General features: G+C 48.6%; 13 protein-coding genes. 2 read left to right on the forward strand and 11 right to left on the reverse strand.

The window, feature by feature from the left end; translation table 11 throughout:
- Positions 1 to 8: 8 nt before the first annotated feature.
- From EZMO1_RS02335 to glnE, 10 genes are all read right to left on the reverse strand, one after another.
- Positions 9 to 1,376, reverse strand: a complete 1,368-nt coding sequence (locus EZMO1_RS02335) for a PIG-L family deacetylase (protein WP_082212351.1) — start codon at positions 1,374 to 1,376, stop codon at positions 9 to 11.
- A 9-nt stretch (positions 1,377 to 1,385) separates the two neighbouring features.
- Positions 1,386 to 2,294: a glycosyltransferase family 2 protein gene (locus EZMO1_RS02340; RefSeq protein WP_034879368.1), complete on the reverse strand. Its 909-nt coding sequence runs from the start codon at positions 2,292 to 2,294 to the stop codon at positions 1,386 to 1,388.
- A complete protein-coding gene (locus EZMO1_RS02345; RefSeq protein WP_034879367.1) occupies positions 2,291 to 3,274 on the reverse strand; it encodes a BUD32 family EKC/KEOPS complex subunit in 984 nt (327 codons plus the stop codon). The genes EZMO1_RS02340 and EZMO1_RS02345 overlap by 4 nt, the downstream gene beginning before the upstream one ends.
- A gap of 2 nt (positions 3,275 to 3,276) precedes the next feature.
- A complete protein-coding gene (locus tag EZMO1_RS02350; protein WP_051790664.1) occupies positions 3,277 to 4,032 on the reverse strand; it encodes a lipopolysaccharide kinase InaA family protein in 756 nt (251 codons plus the stop codon).
- Between the two features lie 53 nt (positions 4,033 to 4,085).
- Complete coding sequence (rfaP, locus tag EZMO1_RS02355; RefSeq protein WP_034879366.1) at positions 4,086 to 4,898, reverse strand: lipopolysaccharide core heptose(I) kinase RfaP; 813 nt, start codon at positions 4,896 to 4,898, stop codon at positions 4,086 to 4,088.
- The gene (locus EZMO1_RS02360; protein ID WP_034879365.1) at positions 4,895 to 6,028 is read right to left on the reverse strand and encodes a glycosyltransferase family 4 protein; all 1,134 of its coding nucleotides are present in this window, start codon (positions 6,026 to 6,028) and stop codon (positions 4,895 to 4,897) included. Before EZMO1_RS02360 ends, rfaP begins: the two co-directional genes overlap by 4 nt.
- On the reverse strand, positions 6,025 to 7,059 hold the full coding sequence (gene waaC, locus EZMO1_RS02365; protein ID WP_034879364.1) for a lipopolysaccharide heptosyltransferase I: 1,035 nt from the start codon (positions 7,057 to 7,059) through the stop codon (positions 6,025 to 6,027). The genes EZMO1_RS02360 and waaC overlap by 4 nt, the downstream gene beginning before the upstream one ends.
- On the reverse strand, positions 7,056 to 8,099 hold the full coding sequence (waaF, locus tag EZMO1_RS02370; RefSeq protein ID WP_086936455.1) for a lipopolysaccharide heptosyltransferase II: 1,044 nt from the start codon (positions 8,097 to 8,099) through the stop codon (positions 7,056 to 7,058). Before waaF ends, waaC begins: the two co-directional genes overlap by 4 nt.
- Before the next feature lie 395 nt (positions 8,100 to 8,494).
- On the reverse strand, positions 8,495 to 9,430 hold the full coding sequence (locus EZMO1_RS02380; protein WP_034879361.1) for a branched-chain amino acid transaminase: 936 nt from the start codon (positions 9,428 to 9,430) through the stop codon (positions 8,495 to 8,497).
- Positions 9,431 to 9,903: 473 nt separating this feature from the next.
- Positions 9,904 to 12,828 (reverse strand): bifunctional [glutamate--ammonia ligase]-adenylyl-L-tyrosine phosphorylase/[glutamate--ammonia-ligase] adenylyltransferase, encoded by a 2,925-nt coding sequence (gene glnE, locus EZMO1_RS02385; protein WP_034879503.1) that lies wholly within the window; start codon positions 12,826 to 12,828, stop codon positions 9,904 to 9,906.
- Between the two features lie 684 nt (positions 12,829 to 13,512).
- On the opposite strand from glnE, the gene aceE reads away from it, so the two are divergent.
- The gene (gene aceE, locus EZMO1_RS02390; RefSeq protein ID WP_034879360.1) at positions 13,513 to 16,170 is read left to right on the forward strand and encodes a pyruvate dehydrogenase (acetyl-transferring), homodimeric type; all 2,658 of its coding nucleotides are present in this window, start codon (positions 13,513 to 13,515) and stop codon (positions 16,168 to 16,170) included.
- A gap of 82 nt (positions 16,171 to 16,252) precedes the next feature.
- Positions 16,253 to 17,911, forward strand: a complete 1,659-nt coding sequence (gene aceF, locus EZMO1_RS02395; RefSeq protein ID WP_034879359.1) for a dihydrolipoyllysine-residue acetyltransferase — start codon at positions 16,253 to 16,255, stop codon at positions 17,909 to 17,911.
- Positions 17,912 to 18,180: 269 nt separating this feature from the next.
- Here the strand turns inward: aceF and EZMO1_RS02400 are convergent, their stop codons facing one another.
- Positions 18,181 to 20,655, reverse strand: coding sequence for a hypothetical protein (locus tag EZMO1_RS02400; RefSeq protein ID WP_034879358.1), 2,475 nt, complete (start codon positions 20,653 to 20,655; stop codon positions 18,181 to 18,183).
- Between the last annotated feature and the right edge of the window lie 38 nt (positions 20,656 to 20,693).

Genomic DNA, 20,693 nt, shown 5'->3' on the forward strand with positions numbered 1-20,693 from the left:
AATACAGCTTATTGATTGAAAAAGAAAATCTCGTTTGATTTTACATTTTTTCGATAATAGCTTTCAGCTCCGAAAAATGGCACAGGTCTTCGTGCTAATAGCTCTTGGAAAAAATATCGCATTTTTATTTTTACTTTTTTTGATGAACGTAAATCATGCATCATTTCTAATGCACAGTGTTTATTGATTTGTTGTACCGGGTTGAGTGGAATAGAAACAATACCACTGTATTCTGTATTTAGCGGAGGAAGAGATGCCAGTGTTCCGGCTGGGCCAAAAGGCCAGTGGTCGGTGTTTATTATATGGTTTGCATAGTACAGATACTGTATATCAGTTAGCTCAAGTTGTTCCTGAGCTTCTTTTACCGCAGTGGTGGAATACTGATGATCAATATGATGATCAATGACCTGATCAGGAGTGATAATGATGTCAGGCTTGAATAAAAGTAAGACTTCTTTCAGGTCTGAAACCAAGGTCTGCCAGTTTGCTGTGCCATGTTCGTCGGATGTCAACTTGACCGTATTGAACGCTCTGAATGGTAACGTAGTATCAGAATACGACCTTTCAACTACTTCAGATTTATTCTCAAACATTTGTTTGAGTGAGTCATCAAAGTAACCTAAGTTGACAGCGCCTGCTACGGATTTTCCTGCCCAGAGAGGAACCATCAGACTGTCGTGGGCTCTTAGCTTACCTTTTATCAGTTCGGGTGCCGTATGACCGGCGGTCAGTCTGGCAAAATCATCAGCTTCTTTCTCACCTGCTGAGACAGTAACAATAAAACTCTCTGAATTGCTGTATGTACCGAACGCTGCAATTTCTGCATCATCGGGGTGAGGTGAAATAACAAGAATCTTCTTGCTTTTCAGTTCAGGCTTTTTATAAGCAATCAATTTTGCATCGTTAGAGTTAAGAGAGCAATGAAATGAATCTAAGGTGATTTTTTTGCTAGCTTGATCAGCAATACTATGGGTGATATTAAGATACCGCTTTCCTTTTGCACCTCTTTCAAAGTACTGGCTATGCAAATGTTTAGCAGCGGACTGAATAGAAAGGTAAGGGTCAAACAAGTAGCCTGACAGTGTGCTTTTTATAGTGAGCTCTAATAATAGAGTATACTTGTCGTTTAAATATTTCTCAGGTAACTCTATATTATTATTTTTTATGCTGATGTCGCAGGTTTCTGCGCCATTAAATGTGGAAGTCTGATCTTTTGAAACATCATAGTGAATATGATCAGCCCAAAAAGCTTCTTTTAAAATATAAGCCAATACTAAGGCTAATAATGCTGAAAGATAAAAGCCTGAAATGACTAAAAGGCTTAGTGTTATTAGTAAGCCTATGGCTGCAAAAGCTGTGTATGGTTTTTTTTTCATTGTCTCGTGTTATTGTTTTACCCAAGCCTTAACAGCCTTTCTGAAATAGTTTGGTTTCAGAGCGGCTTTTTTATCGAATTTGAAACCTGTTTTATATTCTTCAAGAGCCTCAGTGTAAGAACCATTCAGAAAAAGTGATCTGAATTCTTCAAGGTGCTTCAAAGCTCTGAATCGGCTTTTATAGCCCATGAGGTTTGCTGGCAGCTTATCCGAGTCAAAGACTGCGTCAGTCAACATTTCAGCCAGGTCGGGATATACTTTGGTGCGATGGCTGTTTTCATGTTTTCTTATCTCAGAAACGTACTCGTCAATCTTGACAACATTTTCATTCGCAAGAAGGTGAGAAAATAGTGGTTCATCTTCGCTTTGTCTGAGGTGTTCATGAAAGTAATATTTTAAAAACACGTCTTTTTTGTGCAGTACACAGCTGCTGAGCATGGATTTCTTATTATCCAGCGCATAGGTTTTGAAATCTTCTACCTTTGACCCGGTAAGGTTCCATAAGCAGCGTGCTTTTCTTTTACCCGCGTTGTCAACGGAATAATATCTTCCGATGATAAAGCCTGCTTCAGGGTGTTGTCGGATAGTTTTATGAAGACTATCGAGTGCATCAGGTAGCAATTTATCATCGCTGTCCAGAAAAAACAGGTAATCGCCTCTGGCAATGTTAGCGCCATTGTTTCTGGTAGCTGATAGCCCCGCGTTTTCCTGAACCAGATACTTGATGGTCTTATTCGGATGCTGTGAAATCAGCTCATGTACGACTTCGTCAGTGTTGTCTGTAGAGCCATCATTAACAATGATAATTTCATAGTGACTATAGGTCTGCTGAAGAATGGACTCTACCGTTTCTGGCAGAAAGTGAGCGTAGTTATAAGCAGGTATAACAATGCTGAATAAAACAGTCTTATCGTTCATGGTATGGCGTTTCTGATCCGGGCAATAAAGGGTGTAAAGTGTTTTTCAGCAGCAGGTCGGACTTTCCAGTTTTGCTCAAATCGGTCAATGTGTCGGGTGTAAGATTTTCTGAAAAAATACTTGCTTTGGTAAAGCGTTACTGAGTCTAAATCAATCAGGCAAGGCAGGTTGTCTTTTATAATAAAATTAGTGGCTTTGAAATCACCATGCGTCATAAACACTTTAGGGAATGTGACCAGCATATCTTCTATCTGGCTTGATACCCTATCCCATGAATCCTGTGGCTGATCATTCTCATAAAAATCAGCCATTACCTGTCCATCGACAAACTCGGACACATAGTAGCTGGCATTCAGGAAAAGGTCATGTCGTTCTTCCGACATGCCTAAAGGCTCTGCTGTGGGTATTCCAAATAGCTTGAAAAGATGAGCAGCCTGCCAGCATATAAGGGCCCGTGATTTAACAAAGCTTCTGGTCAGTTTGTAGAAAAAGCTAGAGCTTTTGTACTGCTTGATGATGACCTGCTTTCCGCAGCTTAGTTTGTGTTTGTATATTTTAGTGATTTTGCCATGGCCTAAGCATTCTGAGCCATGAATAATCTGGTCAACATTCTTTAGTAACTCAATTATTTCGCTTTGTTGATCTGATGGTGAGGCTGTTATTTTCGTCTTATTAACTTCCAGAGTTTTAGTATTGTTTATTTTATTTATCAGATTGTCTGATAGTCGCTTTCTGAAGTGAAAGACTTTTTCAAGTAGCTCACTTTGGTTTGTAAGTATACTTGCGCTTACTTTAGTGCTTTCCAAAGCCTCTAGTACTTGTTGATCGTATCTTGGGTACAGTGACGCGATAAACTTTACAAAAGCACTCTTATCGAGTTGGCTAAAATCAGAGCTGTTAAAATGTCGGGTTAAAATATCGACTCTTTCTTTGTTTGACTTGAGAAAAAGCAGTTTGTTGGTTTTTTCTACATCCAGCATGCTTATTCCCGACCTTCAAAGAACGAAAGAACATGTCTTATCTGTTTCTTCATTTTTGGAGTAATGACTTTGCTGCTTGTGTAAAATTTATAAAAACGCATTCGTTCGCTTTTACTCAGGTGGTACTTGGCTTTTTTATCCAGACAGGCCAAGTCTTTTACTATAGACCGTTCCAGAAAAGGAAAAAGAGGTTTGCTTCCTCCCGGGCAGTCTATCAGGGCTATTCTGGGGTGCTCTTCCTGAGTGACCAGAATGTTACGCCATTTTAAATCATTGTGGACAAACCCATTGGTGTGAAGCTTTTTGGCAGCAGATGCGACTTGCTCAATCACAGAATTCATCCATTGCTTGCTCTTTAAGAAGTCAACATCTCTATAAACCACTTCTGCAAGATCCAGAGTATTCCTGACTTCTTCAGTGATCAGCACGCCACGCTTCAGCATGGTGAAGCTTTTTTGCTCACCATAAGCGACGACTTTTGCGGCAGGCACACCAAGCTGGTGAAAGAGAAGCATATTTTCCCATTCTGCCCGGATCCGGCTTCTGCCTAAATACCGTCTGAGGCCTTTGCCACCAGAGGTATAACGTTTGACGTAGTAGTTGGTTCCTTCAATGTTGACCTTGATGACATCGCTGAAACGGTCATCGGTAATTCTTTCACCCGTCAGATTGAATACTTTGTCTATATCTGCAAAAGCGTCTTCGGCAGCTGTATTCAGGTAATGCCCGGTCACTGTCCAGCAGGAAGAGGTTATCATAAATTCTTTTTACACAGTTCAGGCAGAGCAACTGTTTAAAGTCTCTGGCTTAATCAATAATTTGGATGCCCGGCCTTACGTTCCATTCTTTTTTGTAACTTTTCAGCCTTGGATTCGATTTTTTTCCACAACTTGGCGTATTTTTTTAAAGCTTCTTTTAACGGAAGCCCGGTATAGGTTTTTATAAATCGAAAACTATCCCGCTGTGTCAGCCCGTATTCCATAGCAGAAAAATACAGTCCCGAGATGTCTTTCAGTCGCCACCGATCAGGTAATTGTGGTCTGATCTGGGCTCTGTGCAAGTCAATCAGGTAAAAATCCAGACTCTCCGGTTTACTGAGCTGGTTGCGGTTAAACATGAAATGGCAGAGATAGTAGTCTCTGTGATTAACACCATTGTCATGCAAGGTTCTGGAAATAGTCGCAAGCTTGCTAATAATAGTGCGCTTTAAACCACAATCAGGCGGAGTTTGCTTCCATTCTTCTCCCAGATCCTCAAGAGTGATCATGTCCCTTAGCTCTTCAGTCACAAGAAATGAATGAATTTTTGCCGGGTTACAACCTCTCTCGCCATACGCGACTGGAACCATGGTCTTTAAATCGAGTGCCTGCAGCTTTTGCAATGCTGCCCATTCATTCCGGGCACCCAGCACTGGCATTCGAAGTCTTAGCAGGTTTTCAAAGATTTCGCCCCAGCCAACACCCCGGTGGACTTTGGCAAAGTAGCCAAGGCCGTTTTGTTCAAAGCGAAACGTTCTTCTTGCTTCCAGCTCTCTGAACACTTCACCATCCATGGAATCCAGCAGCGTATGAGGGTCTTTACCTTTCCAGGCTTGTTCAAAATCTTCACGCAGGTAAAGCGTCATGCCGCAGTCTTGTCCTTTCTGGCGTAATTAATGATGACCTCAGCGGCTTTAGAGTGCTGACTGTACAAATCGTTCACCTGAGCAAACTGAATACCGTTATTGATCCAGTCTTTCCGGTTGTCCGATGTCAGCATATCAGCCGTTAACTGGTTGAATGTTGCCTGATTAAAGGGAGAAGAAGCGACCAGGCCTGCTTTGGCCTCAGTGATATAAGGCGCGTAGCCGCAGATGTCCGTGGTCAGTACCGGCAGGCCGCAGGTAATGGCTTCCAGCAAAACCATTCCGGCACTTTCAGTGTATGCCGGGTGAATCAGTAAGTCAGACATCATCATGAGTTCATGGATGTCTTTTCTCGCACCAAGAAACTGAATGTTCTGCGAACAGCCCAGCTTATCTGCTCTGGCCTCATAGGGTTTCGGATCATCATTACCCGCTATGACAAGCTTTGTTTGCTTCAGCAGAGGCTGTGGTAACGACGCAAGGGCATCAATGGCCCGGTCGAGCCCTTTGGTTTTAAAGCTGGACGCAACCAGCAACAAAACAGAGTTATTCTCAGGAATTCCCAGCTTATCCCGGTAATGGCTCCGTATGTTTTCACGTTCATGGATCTTTGTATTGCGATCAATGCCCGGTGGCAGCATAACAAAGCGTTCAGCCTGGGTTCCGTACAGCGTTTGAAAGGTATCTTTCTGGTGCTGGGTCAGGGTCAGAATAAGGCTGTTGTATCGGGGTGAGAACACACTCTCTTCAAGAGCTGTATAATATCGGCAACGCGATGTCAGCCGGTACAGCCAGCTTCTGTCGTTCAGTGCCTTTTCTTTGAAACAGGTATCCGATGCATAGTAAACATCAAGACCGGCCATTTTATTAAAGCCAATTAATACATCACCGGGATTTTGCCTGTAGTTTGCCTGAACCTGACGCTGAAATGACAGCATACGACGGTGGTTGCTTGAACCTTGTGCCGACAGAATCTGAATATCAAAGCCTTCAGGCTTGTCACCAAGCCAGCTGGTCGTATAAACCCGAATCTCATGTCCACGCTTCTGGCACTCAAGCGCAATCCGTAGAAAGTCTCGCTGAAGACCGCCAAACGGAAAATATTTAAACAGCGCAAACGCCAGAATCATGGATACTCCCGGTCAGGTGTTTCACTAAGCAGTGGTTGTAAAGATGACCAGACAAAGTCCGGTGTCATAGGGATGAACATCTCTGGCTCAATATTCTGGTTAATCACAGAGGTCTTATCGATTTCAGGACAGTCATCCAGCGTCAGGTGGATTTGAGACTGTCCGTAAGCGCCTACCAACTCGGGACTGGTTGGTCCATAAAGTGATACGGCGGGTATCTCCAGTGCCGCTGTTAAGTGTCCGAGACCGGTGTCTACAGCGGTAACAGCTTTGGCTCTGGCAATGACGCCCGCCACGGCGCAAATATTCATTCTGGGCAGGACGATGGCTGACTTTGAACTGCGGGCAATGATTTCGGCGCGCTCTTTTTCTTTTTCGCTGCCCCAGGGCAGTACGACGTCATAGCCTGCATCATTGACTCGCTGTGCCAGCTCGCACCAGTATTTTTCCGGCCAGTGCTTGGTGGGCCAGGTAGTGCCATGGATAAAGACAACATAAGGGTTGTCAGTGACCGCGTCACTGCGGAAGTGACTTTTATCCAGTTGAAAGTGTCCGGTTGTTTGCGGCACAGAATAACCAAGAGAAAGCGCGAACAGCTGCCTGACCCGCTCAACAGCGTGTTGATGCCAAGGGACAGACTGCGGATGTTTGTAAAAGGTAGAAGCTAGCGGTTCCCGGGCCGAGTGCTTATCAAGGCCAAACTTTGGCCCTTTGGCTATTCGGGTCAGGAAGGCGCTTTTTACCAGTCCCTGAGCATCAATCACGGCATCATAACGACGGGATTTCAGTAATGCCTTAAAGCGTTTCCACTCTCCGGACTGAAGGGTTTTCAGCGGGGATTTCCGCCAGCGGCGGATAGCCACCGGAATCACCTTGTCAACAGCCGGGTGCCAGCTGGGAATTTCTGCAAACCCTTCTTCCACCACCCAGTCAAAGCGAATACCTTGAATAGCATTGGCGGCGTCGGTCAGGGCTGGCAGCGTATGAATCACATCTCCCATTGAGGAGGTTTTAATAATAAGAACCTTCACTCCCGGCACTCCAGCAGCTCTTTACCCGTCAGATCCCCCAGAGCTTTCAGCACCATTTCAGGCCCCAGCTTTTTCATACAGTCCATATGACCCAGAGGACATTCACGCTTGAAACACGGGCTGCACTCTAGTCCAAGCCAGAGGGTTTTGCTGTTTTCATTCATTGGTGGAGTATGGGCGGCTGTGGTGGAGCCGTACACGGCTACCAAAGGACGAGACAGTGCGGCAGCAATGTGCATCAGACCGGAATCATTACTGACCACGGCATCGGCTTTTGACAACAAATCCACGGCGTCAGCCAGAGTGGTTTCACCCGCCAGATTACAGCAGTGATCCTGTAACGTTTTAGGCAGATAACTGACAATTTCAGACGTGACCTGACGATCTTTTGCTGAGCCAAATAACCACACCTGCCAACCACGCCGAGCCATGATAAGTGCCACTTCACCATAGTAACCGGCAGGCCATTGTTTGGACGGGCCAAACTCTGCGCCCGGACAAAGCGCCAGTACCGGAGCACCGCTGTTGAGACGATAACGACCCAGGGCGCTATCAAGGTTCGCTTCATTTACTTCCAGTGCCGGGATGGGCAGAGGATCGGGCAGAGCCTGTTTGTCAGGGTAAGCCAGTGCTACAAATCGCTCGATCATCAGCGGGTACTTTGTTTTGTCGAGCGTTCTGATGTCATTCAGCAAGCCGTAGCGCATTTCGCCACGCCAGCCCGTTCGAACCGGTATGCCCGCCAGAAACGGAATCAGAGCTGATTTGAGAGAGTTGGGCAGCAGTATGGCATGGTTGTAACCTTCAGCTTTCAGTGAACGTGCCACTTTTCGGCGCAGTCCCAGATTCAGGCTGCCATGGCCGACAGGCATATCGATCGCCTGTCTGACTTCTGGCATACGTTCCAGAATAGGGCTGCTCCAGCCTGGTGCCAGTACGTCGATAATGGCATTTGGGTACTGTCGTTTCAGGGCAATAAACAGCGTCTGTGCCATCACCATGTCCCCTACCCAGGAGGGGCCGACAATCAGGTACTTCACGGCTTGGACGGTTCCTTGATTCATTGGTATTCGTTATTCACTATCAAATGGCGTGTGCAGCGTTCAGGCACGCTACCGCCAGACAAAGCAGTCGTAACCAGTTCGTCAGAGATCGTTCAGCTTGTCAGTTTTATGTGCAAAAAATACACTGCTTCAACAGGTTTCGAGATACCTCTGCTGCTCTGAGACAGTTTTTGAAAAACTCTAAAGCAGCCCTGAAATAGCTCTTAAGCAACTCTTAAGCAACTCTTAAGCAACTCTTAAGCAAATTGTACCGAAAGGACTGTGCCAAAGAATCAGAGTAAATGCAGCATAAAAAAAAGTGGCGTAAGATTATACGCCACTTTTGTTGGTAAAAACTCAGTAATCGTCGCAAGAATGCCACAATGCAAAGGTCAGATCACTGATTTTACGTAGTCAAGCCATTCGGGAAATAATTCACTTTTACCAGTGACCTGATCAAAGTACATTTTTTGCAGTTTTTCAGTGACAGGGCCGCGTCTGCCGCTGCCGATCACCCGTCCATCGTGCTCTCTGATGGGCAGGACTTCGGCGGCAGTGCCTGTGAAAAAGGCTTCTTCCGCAACATAGACTTCATCACGGGTAATGCGCTTCTCACGAACTTCAAGACCCAGATGCTGAGCAAACCGGATAATTGTGTCCCGGGTAATGCCTTCCAGGCAGGACGTCAGTTCAGGCGTATAAAGAATGCCATCGTCTTTAACAATGAAGATATTCTCGCCACTGCCTTCTGCCACATAGCCTTCATTATCCAGCAGCAGTGCTTCTTCACAGCCACTGTCCAGTGCTTCGCGCAGTGCCAGCATGGAGTTCATGTAGTTACCATTGGCTTTGGCTTTGCACATGGTAATGTTGACATGGTGGCGGGTGTACGACGAGGTGCGAATCCGGATGCCCTGTTCCAGTGCTTCCGGCGACATATAGGACGGCCAGTCCCAGGCGGCGACAATGGTGTGGACTTTCAGGCCTTCAGCTCTTAGTCCCATGCCTTCGGAACCGAGAAAACTCATTGGGCGCAGGTAAGCGGACTCAAGGCCATTCTCGCGGACAACCAGCTTCTGGGCTTCGAGTAGCTCTTCTTTACTGTACTGCATTTTCATGCCCAGGATGTGGGCGCTGCGGAACAGGCGCTCGGTGTGTTCTTTCAGGCGAAAAATTGCCGGGCCGTGCCCGGTACTATAAGCACGTACGCCTTCGAAGACACCCATACCATAGTGCAGTGTGTGTGTGAGAACGTGGGTTTTGGCTTCACGCCAGGGAACCAGTTCTCCGTCAAACCAGATAACGCCATCTTTATCGGCGAAGGACATACCTAAACTCCCGCCTGTTATTCATTTTGATTGGTTTTGTTGGTCCGGCAATGCCGGCATCCATAATGATTCAGTTTTGTTGTTATCAGGCAGCTGTCGAGAAATGGAAACGATAACCGCCTTCGCTGATATACCCATCGCCTTTGAACATGTGGGGGCGTTGGCTGCTCACGGCAACTGCTCCTGCGTTGCTCTAGCTCCTGCGTCCATGCAGTCGTCACTCACCCCGATCACCTACTATCTGTAGGCTCACGGGGCTTCGCTCGTTTGCCGCCTACCCACATCTCCAAATCCAATGGATATAGGGTCATCGGTACTTGGATGCAGTGTGATGACCGTGACCACAGAGTGTGCTGTGGCCGGGTACAGTGCTGCAAGCGCTTCGGTTTATCGCGGGCAGGCAGGGTATTTGAGCATAAAACGGCTGTGAATTCCAAGCTGTCCGACGGTATTCCTGATCCAATATAGAATAGCTATTCCATCCACTCCTGCCAGAGGTTGCCCACTTGGGATCTGAACGGTTCAACAAGGTCGGGTTTGATAAATGACCGTTCATTTAAAAAAGCCCTTGAGTGGCTCGCCTTACGCAGAAATTTATAGGCTTCCCGTAACTGTTTGCCCTGTTCATGACTGATGATATTACTGTGCTCCAGCGATTCCGAGATACGTATGTTGTCGGTGTAGCGGGTAATACCCGGGTGATCATGGGAATAAGCCAGCACGGCGTACTGCATCAGGAATTCAATATCAACAATACCGCCTTTGTCGTGTTTCAAGTGGAAAAGAGGGTTGCCGTCGGCGTCGTTTTTACTGGAGCCAAGATGCTCACGCATTTTGATGCGCATATCCGATACTTCTTTTTGTAATGATGCTTTGTCTCTGGACTGACAGAGAATCTTTTTCCGCAATGTTTCGAAACGGGCCGTCAGGTGTTTATCACCAGCGACCGCTCTTGCCCTGACCAGAGCCTGATGTTCCCAGATCCAGGCATCGTTAAGCTGATATTTTTCAAAGGCAGCTATGGAGCTGACCAGCAAGCCGGATGAACCGGAAGGCCTGAGTCGCATATCGGCTTCATAAAGCGAACCGGATGTCGTCTGTGTTGTCAGGATATGAATAATCCGCTGCCCGAGGCGGGTAAAGAATGTACCACTGTCCAGAGGACGTTCGCCGTCAGTTTCTTTATTGTCGGCCCCGTCATGAACGAAGACTAGATCAAGGTCTGAACCTGGCCCCAGCTCTATGCCGCCCAGCTTACCGTATCCAATTACAATAAAGCCCGGATTGCAGGGGTCTCCATCTCGGTTAGCCGGACGACCATGTCGTTCTATAAGGTTGCGCCAGGCAATATCCACCACCTGTTCCAGAAGAACCTCTGCAATCCAGGTCAGGTAATCACTTTCTTTCATGAGTGGCAGCGTACCCGCTGTCTGGGCTGCAGCCACCCTGAGTACGTGTGCCATTTTAAAGTGCCGCAGTACTTCCATCTGGGATTCAAGGTCATCTTCCGGAATGTGCGCCAGTTGTTGGCGCAGTTCATCCGCCAGCTCTGCCTGTTTGGGCGGATTGTAAAGATTGCCGACATTGAGAAACTCATCCAGCAGAGCCGGATGGCGGGTGATTTGCTCGGCGATCCACGGGCTGGCTGTGCATAAACGACAGAGGTGATCCAGTGCAGCCGGATTTTCCATCAGCAATACCAGATAAGCGGTGCGGCGCAATACACTTTCCACGAGAGGAACCAGTCGTAACAGGCAGACGTCAGGTGCTTCGGTGGTGAGCACCTGTTCCATCAGAATCGGAATAAAAGTATCAAGCCGTTCACGGCTTTGTCTTCTCACACGCGTAATGGCCTTACCGTCACGCAGGGCGAGTAAACGATTGTGAACGGTTTTAACATCGCTGAAGCCTTTCGTTTCCAGCAGACTTATCTCGTCGTCTACTGACAATTCACCATCCCAGAGCATTTTCCAACTTTCAGATGGCGTGGGCTGGTCGTCATCCTGCTCATCCGGGTCGGCAATAACGTGATCAAAGTGATGTACTACACGTGCTTTGTGCTCATCAAGAACCTTAATCAATGTTACCCAGTCCGGGTGTCCCATGCTGTAGGCGACACGGTTTTGTGGTTCCTCAAAGTCGGGAAGATTCTGGGTTTGCTGATCCTTCAGTGCCTGAATGGCGTGTTCCAGGTCGCGCAGGTAGATATAGGCGTCGCGAAGCTCCAGACAGGCTTGTTCTGGCAAATAGTCTGATGTTCTAAGAACATCCAGAACATCCAGCAGGGCTTTGCGTTGCAGGCTGCGGTCGCGACCGCCATGAATCAGCTGAAAGGACTGGGCAATAAATTCAATCTCACGGATGCCGCCATGACCGAGCTTGATGTTGGTTTCCATGCCTTTGCGCTTTACTTCTCTCTGGATCAGCTTTTTCATATCCCGCAGTGCGGTGATGGCACCAAAATCAATGTAGCGCCTGAAGGTGAACGGTTTGAGGGTTTGCAGCAGCTGTTCTCCGGCTGAAACATCGCCTGCCACCGGGCGCGCCTTGATCATGGCATAACGTTCCCAGTCGCGCCCCTGATCCTGATAGTACTGCTCCATGGCCGAAAAACTCATTGCCAGTGCGCCGCTGGAACCATAGGGTCGAAGTCGCATATCTACACGAAACACAAAACCATCAGCCGTTTTGCTGTCGATCACTTTGATCAGTCGTTGCCCCAGTCGGGTAAAAAACTCCTGATTATCAAACGATCGTCGCCCACCAACGGTTTCGCCTTTATGGGGATAGGTGAATATAAGGTCGATATCAGACGACAGGTTTAATTCATGGGCGCCATGCTTGCCCATGCCCAGAATGACCATCTGCTGAGGTTCTGGTTCCTGACCCGGATCACTGCCCATCGGTGTACCAAACCCTTTGCAGCAATCCCGATAAAGCCAGTGCAGTGCCTGATCCACGCAGGCATCAGCCATTGCCGAAAGATCGGCTGTAGTTTGCTGCAGTGAAGCTGTGCGGTTGAGATCGCGCCAGATAATACGAACCATTTCCCGATTACGGTACAGTCGGAGGGCTTTCATCAATTCGGCTTCGGAATGGATGTCTGCCACGATCTCTGACAGTTGAATGTGGTGCAATTCCGGATCGAAGCGGCTTAGAAGGTCGGGGGTGCTCAGCCATTGATACACCAGTTCCGGGTGCTTTATGCATTGCTCTGCAGCAAAGTCACTGCCAGCCCAGGTGTTTGCCAGTTGTTGCAGGAAAGAGCTGTTTGATGGATCACTCAGAATATCGGGAGAAAAACCGGACGGGTCTTCGACGCAGTGAGCACAGAATGCCTGCCAGTGTTTGTTGACCACAGGGGCGATGATGGGTGAGATCGCAATCGGGAAGGACATGGAGCCAATACTCTGCTGCTGAACTGGTACGAAGATTCTAACTAAAACCGGCTGTAGCGAGAACATGAATTCTGCTAAGGTGCATCCTGTATGTATTTAACACAGATTCACAGCAGGCATGTTTGTAAAACGATCAACGCATAACGATAAGTCGTAAAGATGTTGTAGTTTTGTAAATTTACTACACGTTAGTACTGGTACTGATGGTGGAAATTGCTTATCTTGTAGTTATATTACATTTGATCGATATCATTGTTTTAGAAAATTTGCTGCTACGGATTCTCATCGAGCCCCATAACCCCTCAAGAGTTGATCATTTTTGAGATAAATTCGATGGAAGGTGATTAGCTGACTGCTTATTTGCAAACAGCGTCGGCTGGCGTCTTTTGGAAGGAGTCTGTGGCATGGATGTAAATAACGGTGACAAAGGTTAGCCGCAGTCATTCGCTGTGGTCAGGAGCCTGTCGGACTTAAACCTGTCCTTAGGGTTCCGGACTGACCGGGGGGGGGAAATCTGGACTATTCTGTCTTACTCAAGACGTTTTCTGATTGGGCGGGAAGGTTCTCAGGAACTCAGAATAAATCAGAATGAATAGTTCAGGCTGGATCAGGAGTGATCACAAGTCATAACCTTTTTTCGCCAAACGCTCTTTATTTTCGGAGCCGACATTTTCGGAATATAGTATGCACGACATCGATCCTATCGAGACCCGAGAGTGGCTGGACTCTCTGGATTCCGTTCTGGAGAAAGAAGGGGAGGACAGGGCGCATTACCTGATGACTCGCCTGTCCCAGCATGCAAGAGCCAAGGGCACACAGTTGCCTTACGCAATAACAACACCTTACCGCAACACCATTCCTCCGGAGAAAGAAGCCCGGATGCCGGGCGATCTGTTTATGGAGCGTCGTATTCGCTCTCTGGTGCGGTGGAATGCATTGGCAATGGTCATGCGCGCCAACCAGAAAGACAGTTCTCTGGGTGGGCATATTTCTTCGTTTGCCTCCAGTGCAACGCTTTATGACATTGGTTATAACTACTTTTTCCACGGGCATGAAAGCGACCGGGAAGGTGATCTGGTTTACTATCAGGGTCACACTTCTCCGGGCATTTACTCCCGTGCTTTCCTTGAAGGTCGTCTGACTGAAGACCAGCTGAATAGTTTCCGGCAGGAGGTTGATGGCGGTGGTCTGTCTTCCTATCCGCACCCGTGGCTGATGCCTGACTTCTGGCAGTTCCCAACCGTTTCCATGGGACTGGGACCTCTGCAGGCTATCTATCAGGCACGTTTCATGAAGTACCTGATTAATCGCGGGCTGGCACCGGATCAGAATCGTAAGGTCTGGGCCTTCCTGGGTGATGGTGAAATGGACGAGCCAGAATCCCTGGGTGCTATTTCTCTGGCGGGTCGCGAGAACCTTGATAACCTGATTTTTGTGGTTAACTGTAACCTGCAGCGTCTGGATGGACCGGTCAGGGGTAATGGCAAAATCATTCAGGAGCTTGAAGGTGTGTTCCGCGGTGCGGGCTGGAACGTGCTTAAAGTCACCTGGGGTCGCCACTGGGATCAGCTGTTTGCCAAAGACAAAGATGGCATGTTGCAGAAGTTGATGGATGAAGCCGTGGATGGTGACTACCAGAACTGTAAAGCCAAAGGTGGTGCCTGGACACGTGAACACTTCTTTGGTCGCTATCCGGAAACCCTGAAACTGGTGGAGCACCTTTCCGATGACGACATCTGGCGTCTGAATCGTGGCGGTCACGACCCTTACAAGGTCTATGCAGCCTATCATGCAGCGGTTAAGCACACCGGGCAGCCGACCATTATTCTGGCAAAAACCGTGAAGGGTTACGGTACCGGTACCACTGGTGAAGCATCCAATATCAGTCACAATGTCAAGAAGCTGCCGATTGATGATCTGAAACAGTTCCGTGATCGCTTTGATCTGCCCATCAAAGATGAAGATCTGCCTAACCTGCCTTACTTCAAACCGGCAGAAGACAGCCCTGAAATGATCTACATGCGCAAGCATCGTGAGAAGCTGGGGGGCTTTATACCTGCACGACGTGAGCAGTCTGATGTGCAGTTGGTTATTCCGGAGTTGTCAGCACTGGATGCGGTACTCAAAGGCAGCGGTGAGCGTGAAATCTCTACCACTATGGCCTACGTTCGTGTACTGGGTGCTCTGGCAAAAGACAAGAGCATTGGCAAGCACATCGTTCCGATTATTCCGGACGAAGCCCGAACCTTTGGTATGGAAGGCATGTTCCGACAGCTGGGTATTTACTCGGCAAAAGGCCAGAAGTATGAACCGGTGGATTCCGATCAGGTGATGTTCTACAAAGAGTCCATCACCGGACAAATTCTGGAAGAAGGCATTAATGAAGCCGGTGCGCATGCGGCCTGGATTGCTGCTGCAACGTCTTACAGCAGCAACAATGTCCCCATGATTCCGTTCTACGCGTTCTATTCCATGTTTGGTTTCCAGCGTACCGGCGATCTGGCCTGGGCAGCGGGTGATATTCAGGCCAGAGGTTTCCTGATCGGTGCGACATCGGGACGGACTTCGCTGAATGGTGAAGGTTTGCAACATCAGGATGGTCACAGTCATGTGCTGGCTTCCACTGTACCGAACTGCATCAGTTACGACCCGACCTATGGTTACGAGCTGGCAGTGATTATTCAAGACGGCTTGCGTCGTATGTACGGCGAGAACGAGAGCGTCTGGTACTACATCACCACTATGAACGACAGTTACAAAATGCCCGCCCTGCCGGAAGGCGACGATGTACTGGAAGGTATTGTCAAAGGTTTGTATTGCTTTGAAGAAGGCAAAAAGTCCCAAGGCAAGCGCGTCCAGCTCATCGGTTGTGGCACCATTCTGGAAGAAGTGCGTGCAGCTGCCGAACTGCTCCGTGATGACTTTGGTGTTGAGTCGGATATCTGGAGTGCAACCAGCTTTAACGAGCTGCGCCGTGATGGCTTGAACGCTGTTCGTCATAATATGCTGAACCCGGAAGCCGAGCCCCAGGTTTGCTGGGTTGAAAAGCAGCTGGCTGGCAGAAAAGGCCCTGTAGTGGCGGCAACAGACTACATGAAAGTCTATTCTGACCAGATTCGCGATTTTGTGCCGGGTACCTACATCACTCTGGGTACTGACGGTTTTGGTCGTTCCGATACACGCGCCAGACTGCGTGAATTCTTTGAGGTTGACCGTTACTTTGTCGTGATTGCAGCGCTGACAGGACTGGTTAAAGACGGTGAAATCAAACCGTCGGTAGTGACCAAAGCCCTGAAGAAATATAACATCAACGGCGATAAAGCTAACCCTGTGTACTGCTGATAAAAATGATGCCCTGTCTGTGTCGATGACCGGTTCCGGAGGTCGATACAGAATCAGGGCTTCATGCTGGAAGGTATAACGAATGAGTGATGAAATTATCAAGGTTCCTGACATCGGCAGTGGCAGCGCAGAAGTCATTGAAATCTGCGTTGCAGTGGGCGATTCAGTAGCCGCAGAGGATTCCCTGATTGTTCTGGAGTCCGACAAGGCCACCATGGAAGTGCCTGCTCCGAAAGACGGGCAGGTGGTTGAATTGCTGCTGAAAGTGGGGGACACCGTTTCAGAAGGGGATAACCTTCTGAAACTGACCGCTTCAGATGCCGGGGCGGAAACCGAAACCGCTGCTGTGACTGAAGCACAACCTGACAAGGTTTCCGAGCCTGAACCTGAGCCAGAAAAAGTTGAACCGGCTCAGCCTGCACCAGCAGCTGCCAGTTCTATACAGGATGTGCAGGTTCCAGACCTTGGAGCCGAGAATGTACCGGTTATCGAGATTTGCGTAGCCGTTGGCGACACCATTGCGGAAGACGATTCGCTGGTGGTGCTGGAGTCTGACAAAGCGACCATGGAAGTCCCTTCGCCTGTCAGCGGTGTGGTCAGGGATATTCTGGTTAAAGAAGGCGATGTAATGAATCAGGATGACCTGATTCTTAAAGTGGAAGTAGCGGGCAGCGCACCTGCTCAGGCATCACCAGCTGCTGAAACAACCACTGAGTCAATCCCTGAGCCAGCTCCTGAAACACCTGAACCGTCTTCTCAGGCTTCTGCTGCGCCAGCGACAGATGCCCCTAAAGCACAGGCTCCTGATCAGGCTGAGCTGGAAAAAGCCAATAAGCATTTCCACGCCGGACCTGCCGTTCGCAAACTGGCCAGAGAGTTCGGGGTTAATCTTGAGCTGGTCAAAGGCTCGGGGCCTCGCACACGGATTCTGAAAGAAGACGTACAGGCTTATGTGAAAGCCAGACTGAAAGAAGCCAGTTCGCCACAGGGCGTTTCCGGTGGTGCAGGTATTCCTCCAGTCCCTGCTCAGGATTATGGTAAATGGGGTGACATTGAAGAAGTTGCTCTTAACCGTTTGCGTAAAGTGGCAGCACAGAACTTCCAGCGTTCCTGGCTGAATGTGCCTCATGTCACCCAGTTCGATGAAGCCGATATCACCGATCTTGAAGCGTTCCGCAAAGCGAAGAAAGCCATGGCAGAAGCGCGTGGAACCAAATTGACCCCACTGCCGTTCTTCCTGAAAGCTTGTGCCTATGTTCTGAAAGAGATGCCGCAGTTCTGTTCGTCCCTGAGTGCGGATGGCGAATCGGTGATCTACAAAAAATACATCAACATTGGTGTGGCTGTGGATACACCGGATGGCCTTCTGGTGCCGGTTATCAAGGACGTTGATAAGAAGAGTCTCTGGGAACTGTCTGCCGAGTGTATTGAACTCGCTGGTAAAGCTCGTGACAAGAAGCTTAAGCCGGATGAAATGCAGGGTGGCTGCTTTACCATCTCCAGCCTCGGATCTATTGGCGGTACGGCCTTTACCCCGATTGTAAATGCCCCGGAAGTGGCGATTCTGGGGATTTCCAAGGCGGCTATGAAGCCTGTATGGAATGGCAGCGACTTTGAACCCAAACTGATGTGCCCGCTGTCTCTGTCTTACGATCATCGGGTCATCAACGGCGCTGACGCTGCACGATTTACGACATTATTAGGTCAATTGTTGGCCGATATCCGTATGCTGCTGCTGTAATAGTCAATGTCACTGACTTAAGGGGCAACCCATTGAAAACAAAGAGCTGTAGGTTGGGACGAACGAAGTGACTCCCAACACGTGAGTCTGTTGGCGGGTACAGTGTTTATGGCTGCTGTGATGCTGTGTCATGTCAAGAGCCACCGTGTTGGGAGGTCGCGTTCCGCTCGTCCCAACCTACGGTCCGGATGCACTGGTGCATCGAAACGGTGTGTTAAGTCACTGCCCTTATGTTTTTGTCCTTAAGCCAGTGCCATTGATATAAAAGTTTATTCCGAAGCCGACAACCTTTTCGCCAGCTCAATAATCGACTGACGCATCTCCATTAACTGCTCATTAGACAGGTTTTTATAAGCCTTGTCCCAATCATCAGGTACTGCGCTGCGCAGTGCTTCAACCAGCGCTCTGGCTTCAGCATTGCTACCCGCCTGATTCTCCAGCCATTGCAACCAGCGCAGATCAATGGTGGCTTCATGTAAGTCCAGCAGGCGTTTATGAATATCCATGACATTCGGGCAGCTGCCCTGCCATGGGTACATATAAATGACGTCACCTTCACGCCCGTCAGTAGGATCAAAAGGATCAGCCGTTGGCATCCGTCCGTGCCACTGCAGGTAACCGTCGGCATGGGTATGCCAGAGGTAAAAGCCTGCGGCCAGTCTTGGCGCAGGCATATTATAAAGCCAGACCTTACGCCGTGATTGCAGACTTTCAATGGTGTCCTTACTGACGCCATAGCCGTGGTTCATGATCGCAAGGTCTGTGACATCCAGCAGATCGCTTTGTTTCGGGTTGTTGAGATGCCCTGCGGTTCTCATGTCCAGTGACTGGCTGTGGAGTTTGCTGGCAGTCGTTTTTATGGTGGTGAATTTGTCAGGGTGTGGTTCGTCATAAAGTGACCAGTAGGGGAGTTGTAGCGAGGTGCTGGATATTTGCCCTCTCAAGGTGGCAAGCGATGCCATTACCTCATCAGCAGATTGTATCGAGAGCAGGTGCTTGAGAGGTGTATACGCAAGGGGAACATCATCAAAGCCAAACAGACGCAGCTGCTTCATTTGCTGGATGAATGTTTTACGACTTTCATCGTCTTTGGGGGTGGCCAGAGGTGGAGCAACATTGTTGAACCCCATGGAGGACATAAGAGCTAGATCGCATGCAGTGGCTAAAGGCTTGAGCTGACGGTTTGCAGGAAACCATTCGTAAAACGGGGCAGGTTCCAGATACAGTCCAACAGACTGGTTCATATCAGGCAGAGTGACAGGCAGTACATCAATGGCAAACTCGACCACCCTCAGGGTGCCCTTGCTCAGTAGTTGCAGGCTGCCTTTATAGAGGCCGGAAGGTGCTTCATCCGGTATTTCCACCTGCACATAAATGTTTCTGGGTACTTTTGGTTGAAGCGTCATTTTTGTCAGGTCGGCACGAAGATAACTGTCGGTAGCGACCAGCTCGTTGGCATTGGGTGTTGGTCGTTCATAACGCCAGTGCCCATAGCGGGTTTTCAGTGTCAGTTTTTGCCCTGAGCTATTGCGGGGGTTAGCAGTCACAATCACAGGGTTGTTATCAATCTCCGGGCTGTTGATTTGAAACTGAAGGTTGAGCAGGGTGTTTCTGCCAACGTGGTAGACGTTGTGCTGTTCATGATCGGTGAAAGGCTGAGGCGACTTATCTGCAAAGCTCAGCTTCTGTTGAGGTGGAAAGTCCGGTTTGCTGGCAGGCCAGCTTTCAAGAAAACGTTGTTTTCGCTGCTGCTCTGCTTCATTGGCAAAGGTGCTATGCAGCGGTTCCAATACCAGACCGGCAGCATAGCGGGCACTTCGGTCACCAATCCATTGAATGGTGAAGGTATTGTCTTTTATCGTAATGTTTGAAGTCACTGGTTTGGTTCTGCGTTCACCAATCAGTTGCCAGTGATCACCATCAATCAGTGCTTCTTTTTTGGAACCGGCAAAATAAACATCCGATAGCCACTGTTCATGGCTATAAGTCTCATCAAAAATGGGTTGCCCTTCAACCAGTATTTTTCTTTTCAGAAAATGCGGCAGATATTCCCACTCTCCCTGCTCCTGCTGCCAGAGTGTTAGCTTCCATTCCCCGTTTTCCCAAGGGGTTGAAAACGTGTCGAGTCCTTCCAAGCCGTCCTGAATCAGTGAATCGCCCGAGGGGCGAAAGCGCTGCAGCAGTTGTCCGCTTAACCGTTTATCGTTTGCCGTTACCTGTTCAAAACCGGGAAAAACCGGGCTGTCAACTTTACCGAAGTCTACTGCCAGTACTTGTCTGGGGCGTGGTGGTGGCGGGGTGATTTTAACTTCAGACAGCAAAGCGTCATCACTGCTGTTTGCCGTAAATATAATCATTTTTGTGTACGGTAGTGACAGAGGCTGTTTGCCTGAAGTCTTTAGACCCGTTAATGGTACGGTCAGGGAAAAATCACCCGGTTGGATGCTGAATTGCCGATTGTAGCGGCTGTAGTAATCATCAGAATTCAGATTGTCGATTCGGATGATCAGAATCAGTTTGGAGTCACTGTTGTTTCGGCCTTTGAGCTGCAGTTGGTTGCCTGGTTTGATGTTTAAACCATCAAATTTGTAGGTGTAAGGCAGGTCGGTTTCTGAATGGATCAGTATCCGGGCATTCGCCGTAGCGGGTGTGATGTTGAAAGTAAGGCAGGCAATCAGGAGTAAAGCGGGCAACTCCTGAAAGACAGAAAAAGCAATGCGGCTCAAAAGCGCGTCCGATGCCATGAGTTATCCAAACGTTGATCAACTACTTATAGCATCGG

The sequence above is a fragment of the Endozoicomonas montiporae CL-33 genome, assembly GCF_001583435.1.
In the GTDB taxonomy this organism is placed as follows: domain Bacteria; phylum Pseudomonadota; class Gammaproteobacteria; order Pseudomonadales; family Endozoicomonadaceae; genus Endozoicomonas_A; species Endozoicomonas_A montiporae.

What these genes read in the sequence shown, in the direction of transcription:
- glnE (WP_034879503.1), bottom strand. Translation starts at nt 12,828, where the DNA reads ATGTCCTTCCCGATTGCGATCTCACCCATCATCGCCCCTGTGGTCAAC.
- EZMO1_RS02350 (WP_051790664.1), bottom strand. Translation starts at nt 4,032, where the DNA reads ATGATAACCTCTTCCTGCTGGACAGTGACCGGGCATTACCTGAATACA.
- EZMO1_RS02345 (WP_034879367.1), bottom strand. Translation starts at nt 3,274, where the DNA reads ATGCTGGATGTAGAAAAAACCAACAAACTGCTTTTTCTCAAGTCAAAC.
- EZMO1_RS02360 (WP_034879365.1), bottom strand. Translation starts at nt 6,028, where the DNA reads ATGATTCTGGCGTTTGCGCTGTTTAAATATTTTCCGTTTGGCGGTCTT.
- EZMO1_RS02380 (WP_034879361.1), bottom strand. Translation starts at nt 9,430, where the DNA reads ATGTCCTTCGCCGATAAAGATGGCGTTATCTGGTTTGACGGAGAACTG.
- EZMO1_RS02335 (WP_082212351.1), bottom strand. Translation starts at nt 1,376, where the DNA reads ATGAAAAAAAAACCATACACAGCTTTTGCAGCCATAGGCTTACTAATA.
- EZMO1_RS02340 (WP_034879368.1), bottom strand. Translation starts at nt 2,294, where the DNA reads ATGAACGATAAGACTGTTTTATTCAGCATTGTTATACCTGCTTATAAC.
- aceF (WP_034879359.1), top strand. Translation starts at nt 16,253, where the DNA reads ATGAGTGATGAAATTATCAAGGTTCCTGACATCGGCAGTGGCAGCGCA.
- rfaP (WP_034879366.1), bottom strand. Translation starts at nt 4,898, where the DNA reads ATGACGCTTTACCTGCGTGAAGATTTTGAACAAGCCTGGAAAGGTAAA.
- EZMO1_RS02400 (WP_034879358.1), bottom strand. Translation starts at nt 20,655, where the DNA reads ATGGCATCGGACGCGCTTTTGAGCCGCATTGCTTTTTCTGTCTTTCAG.
- aceE (WP_034879360.1), top strand. Translation starts at nt 13,513, where the DNA reads ATGCACGACATCGATCCTATCGAGACCCGAGAGTGGCTGGACTCTCTG.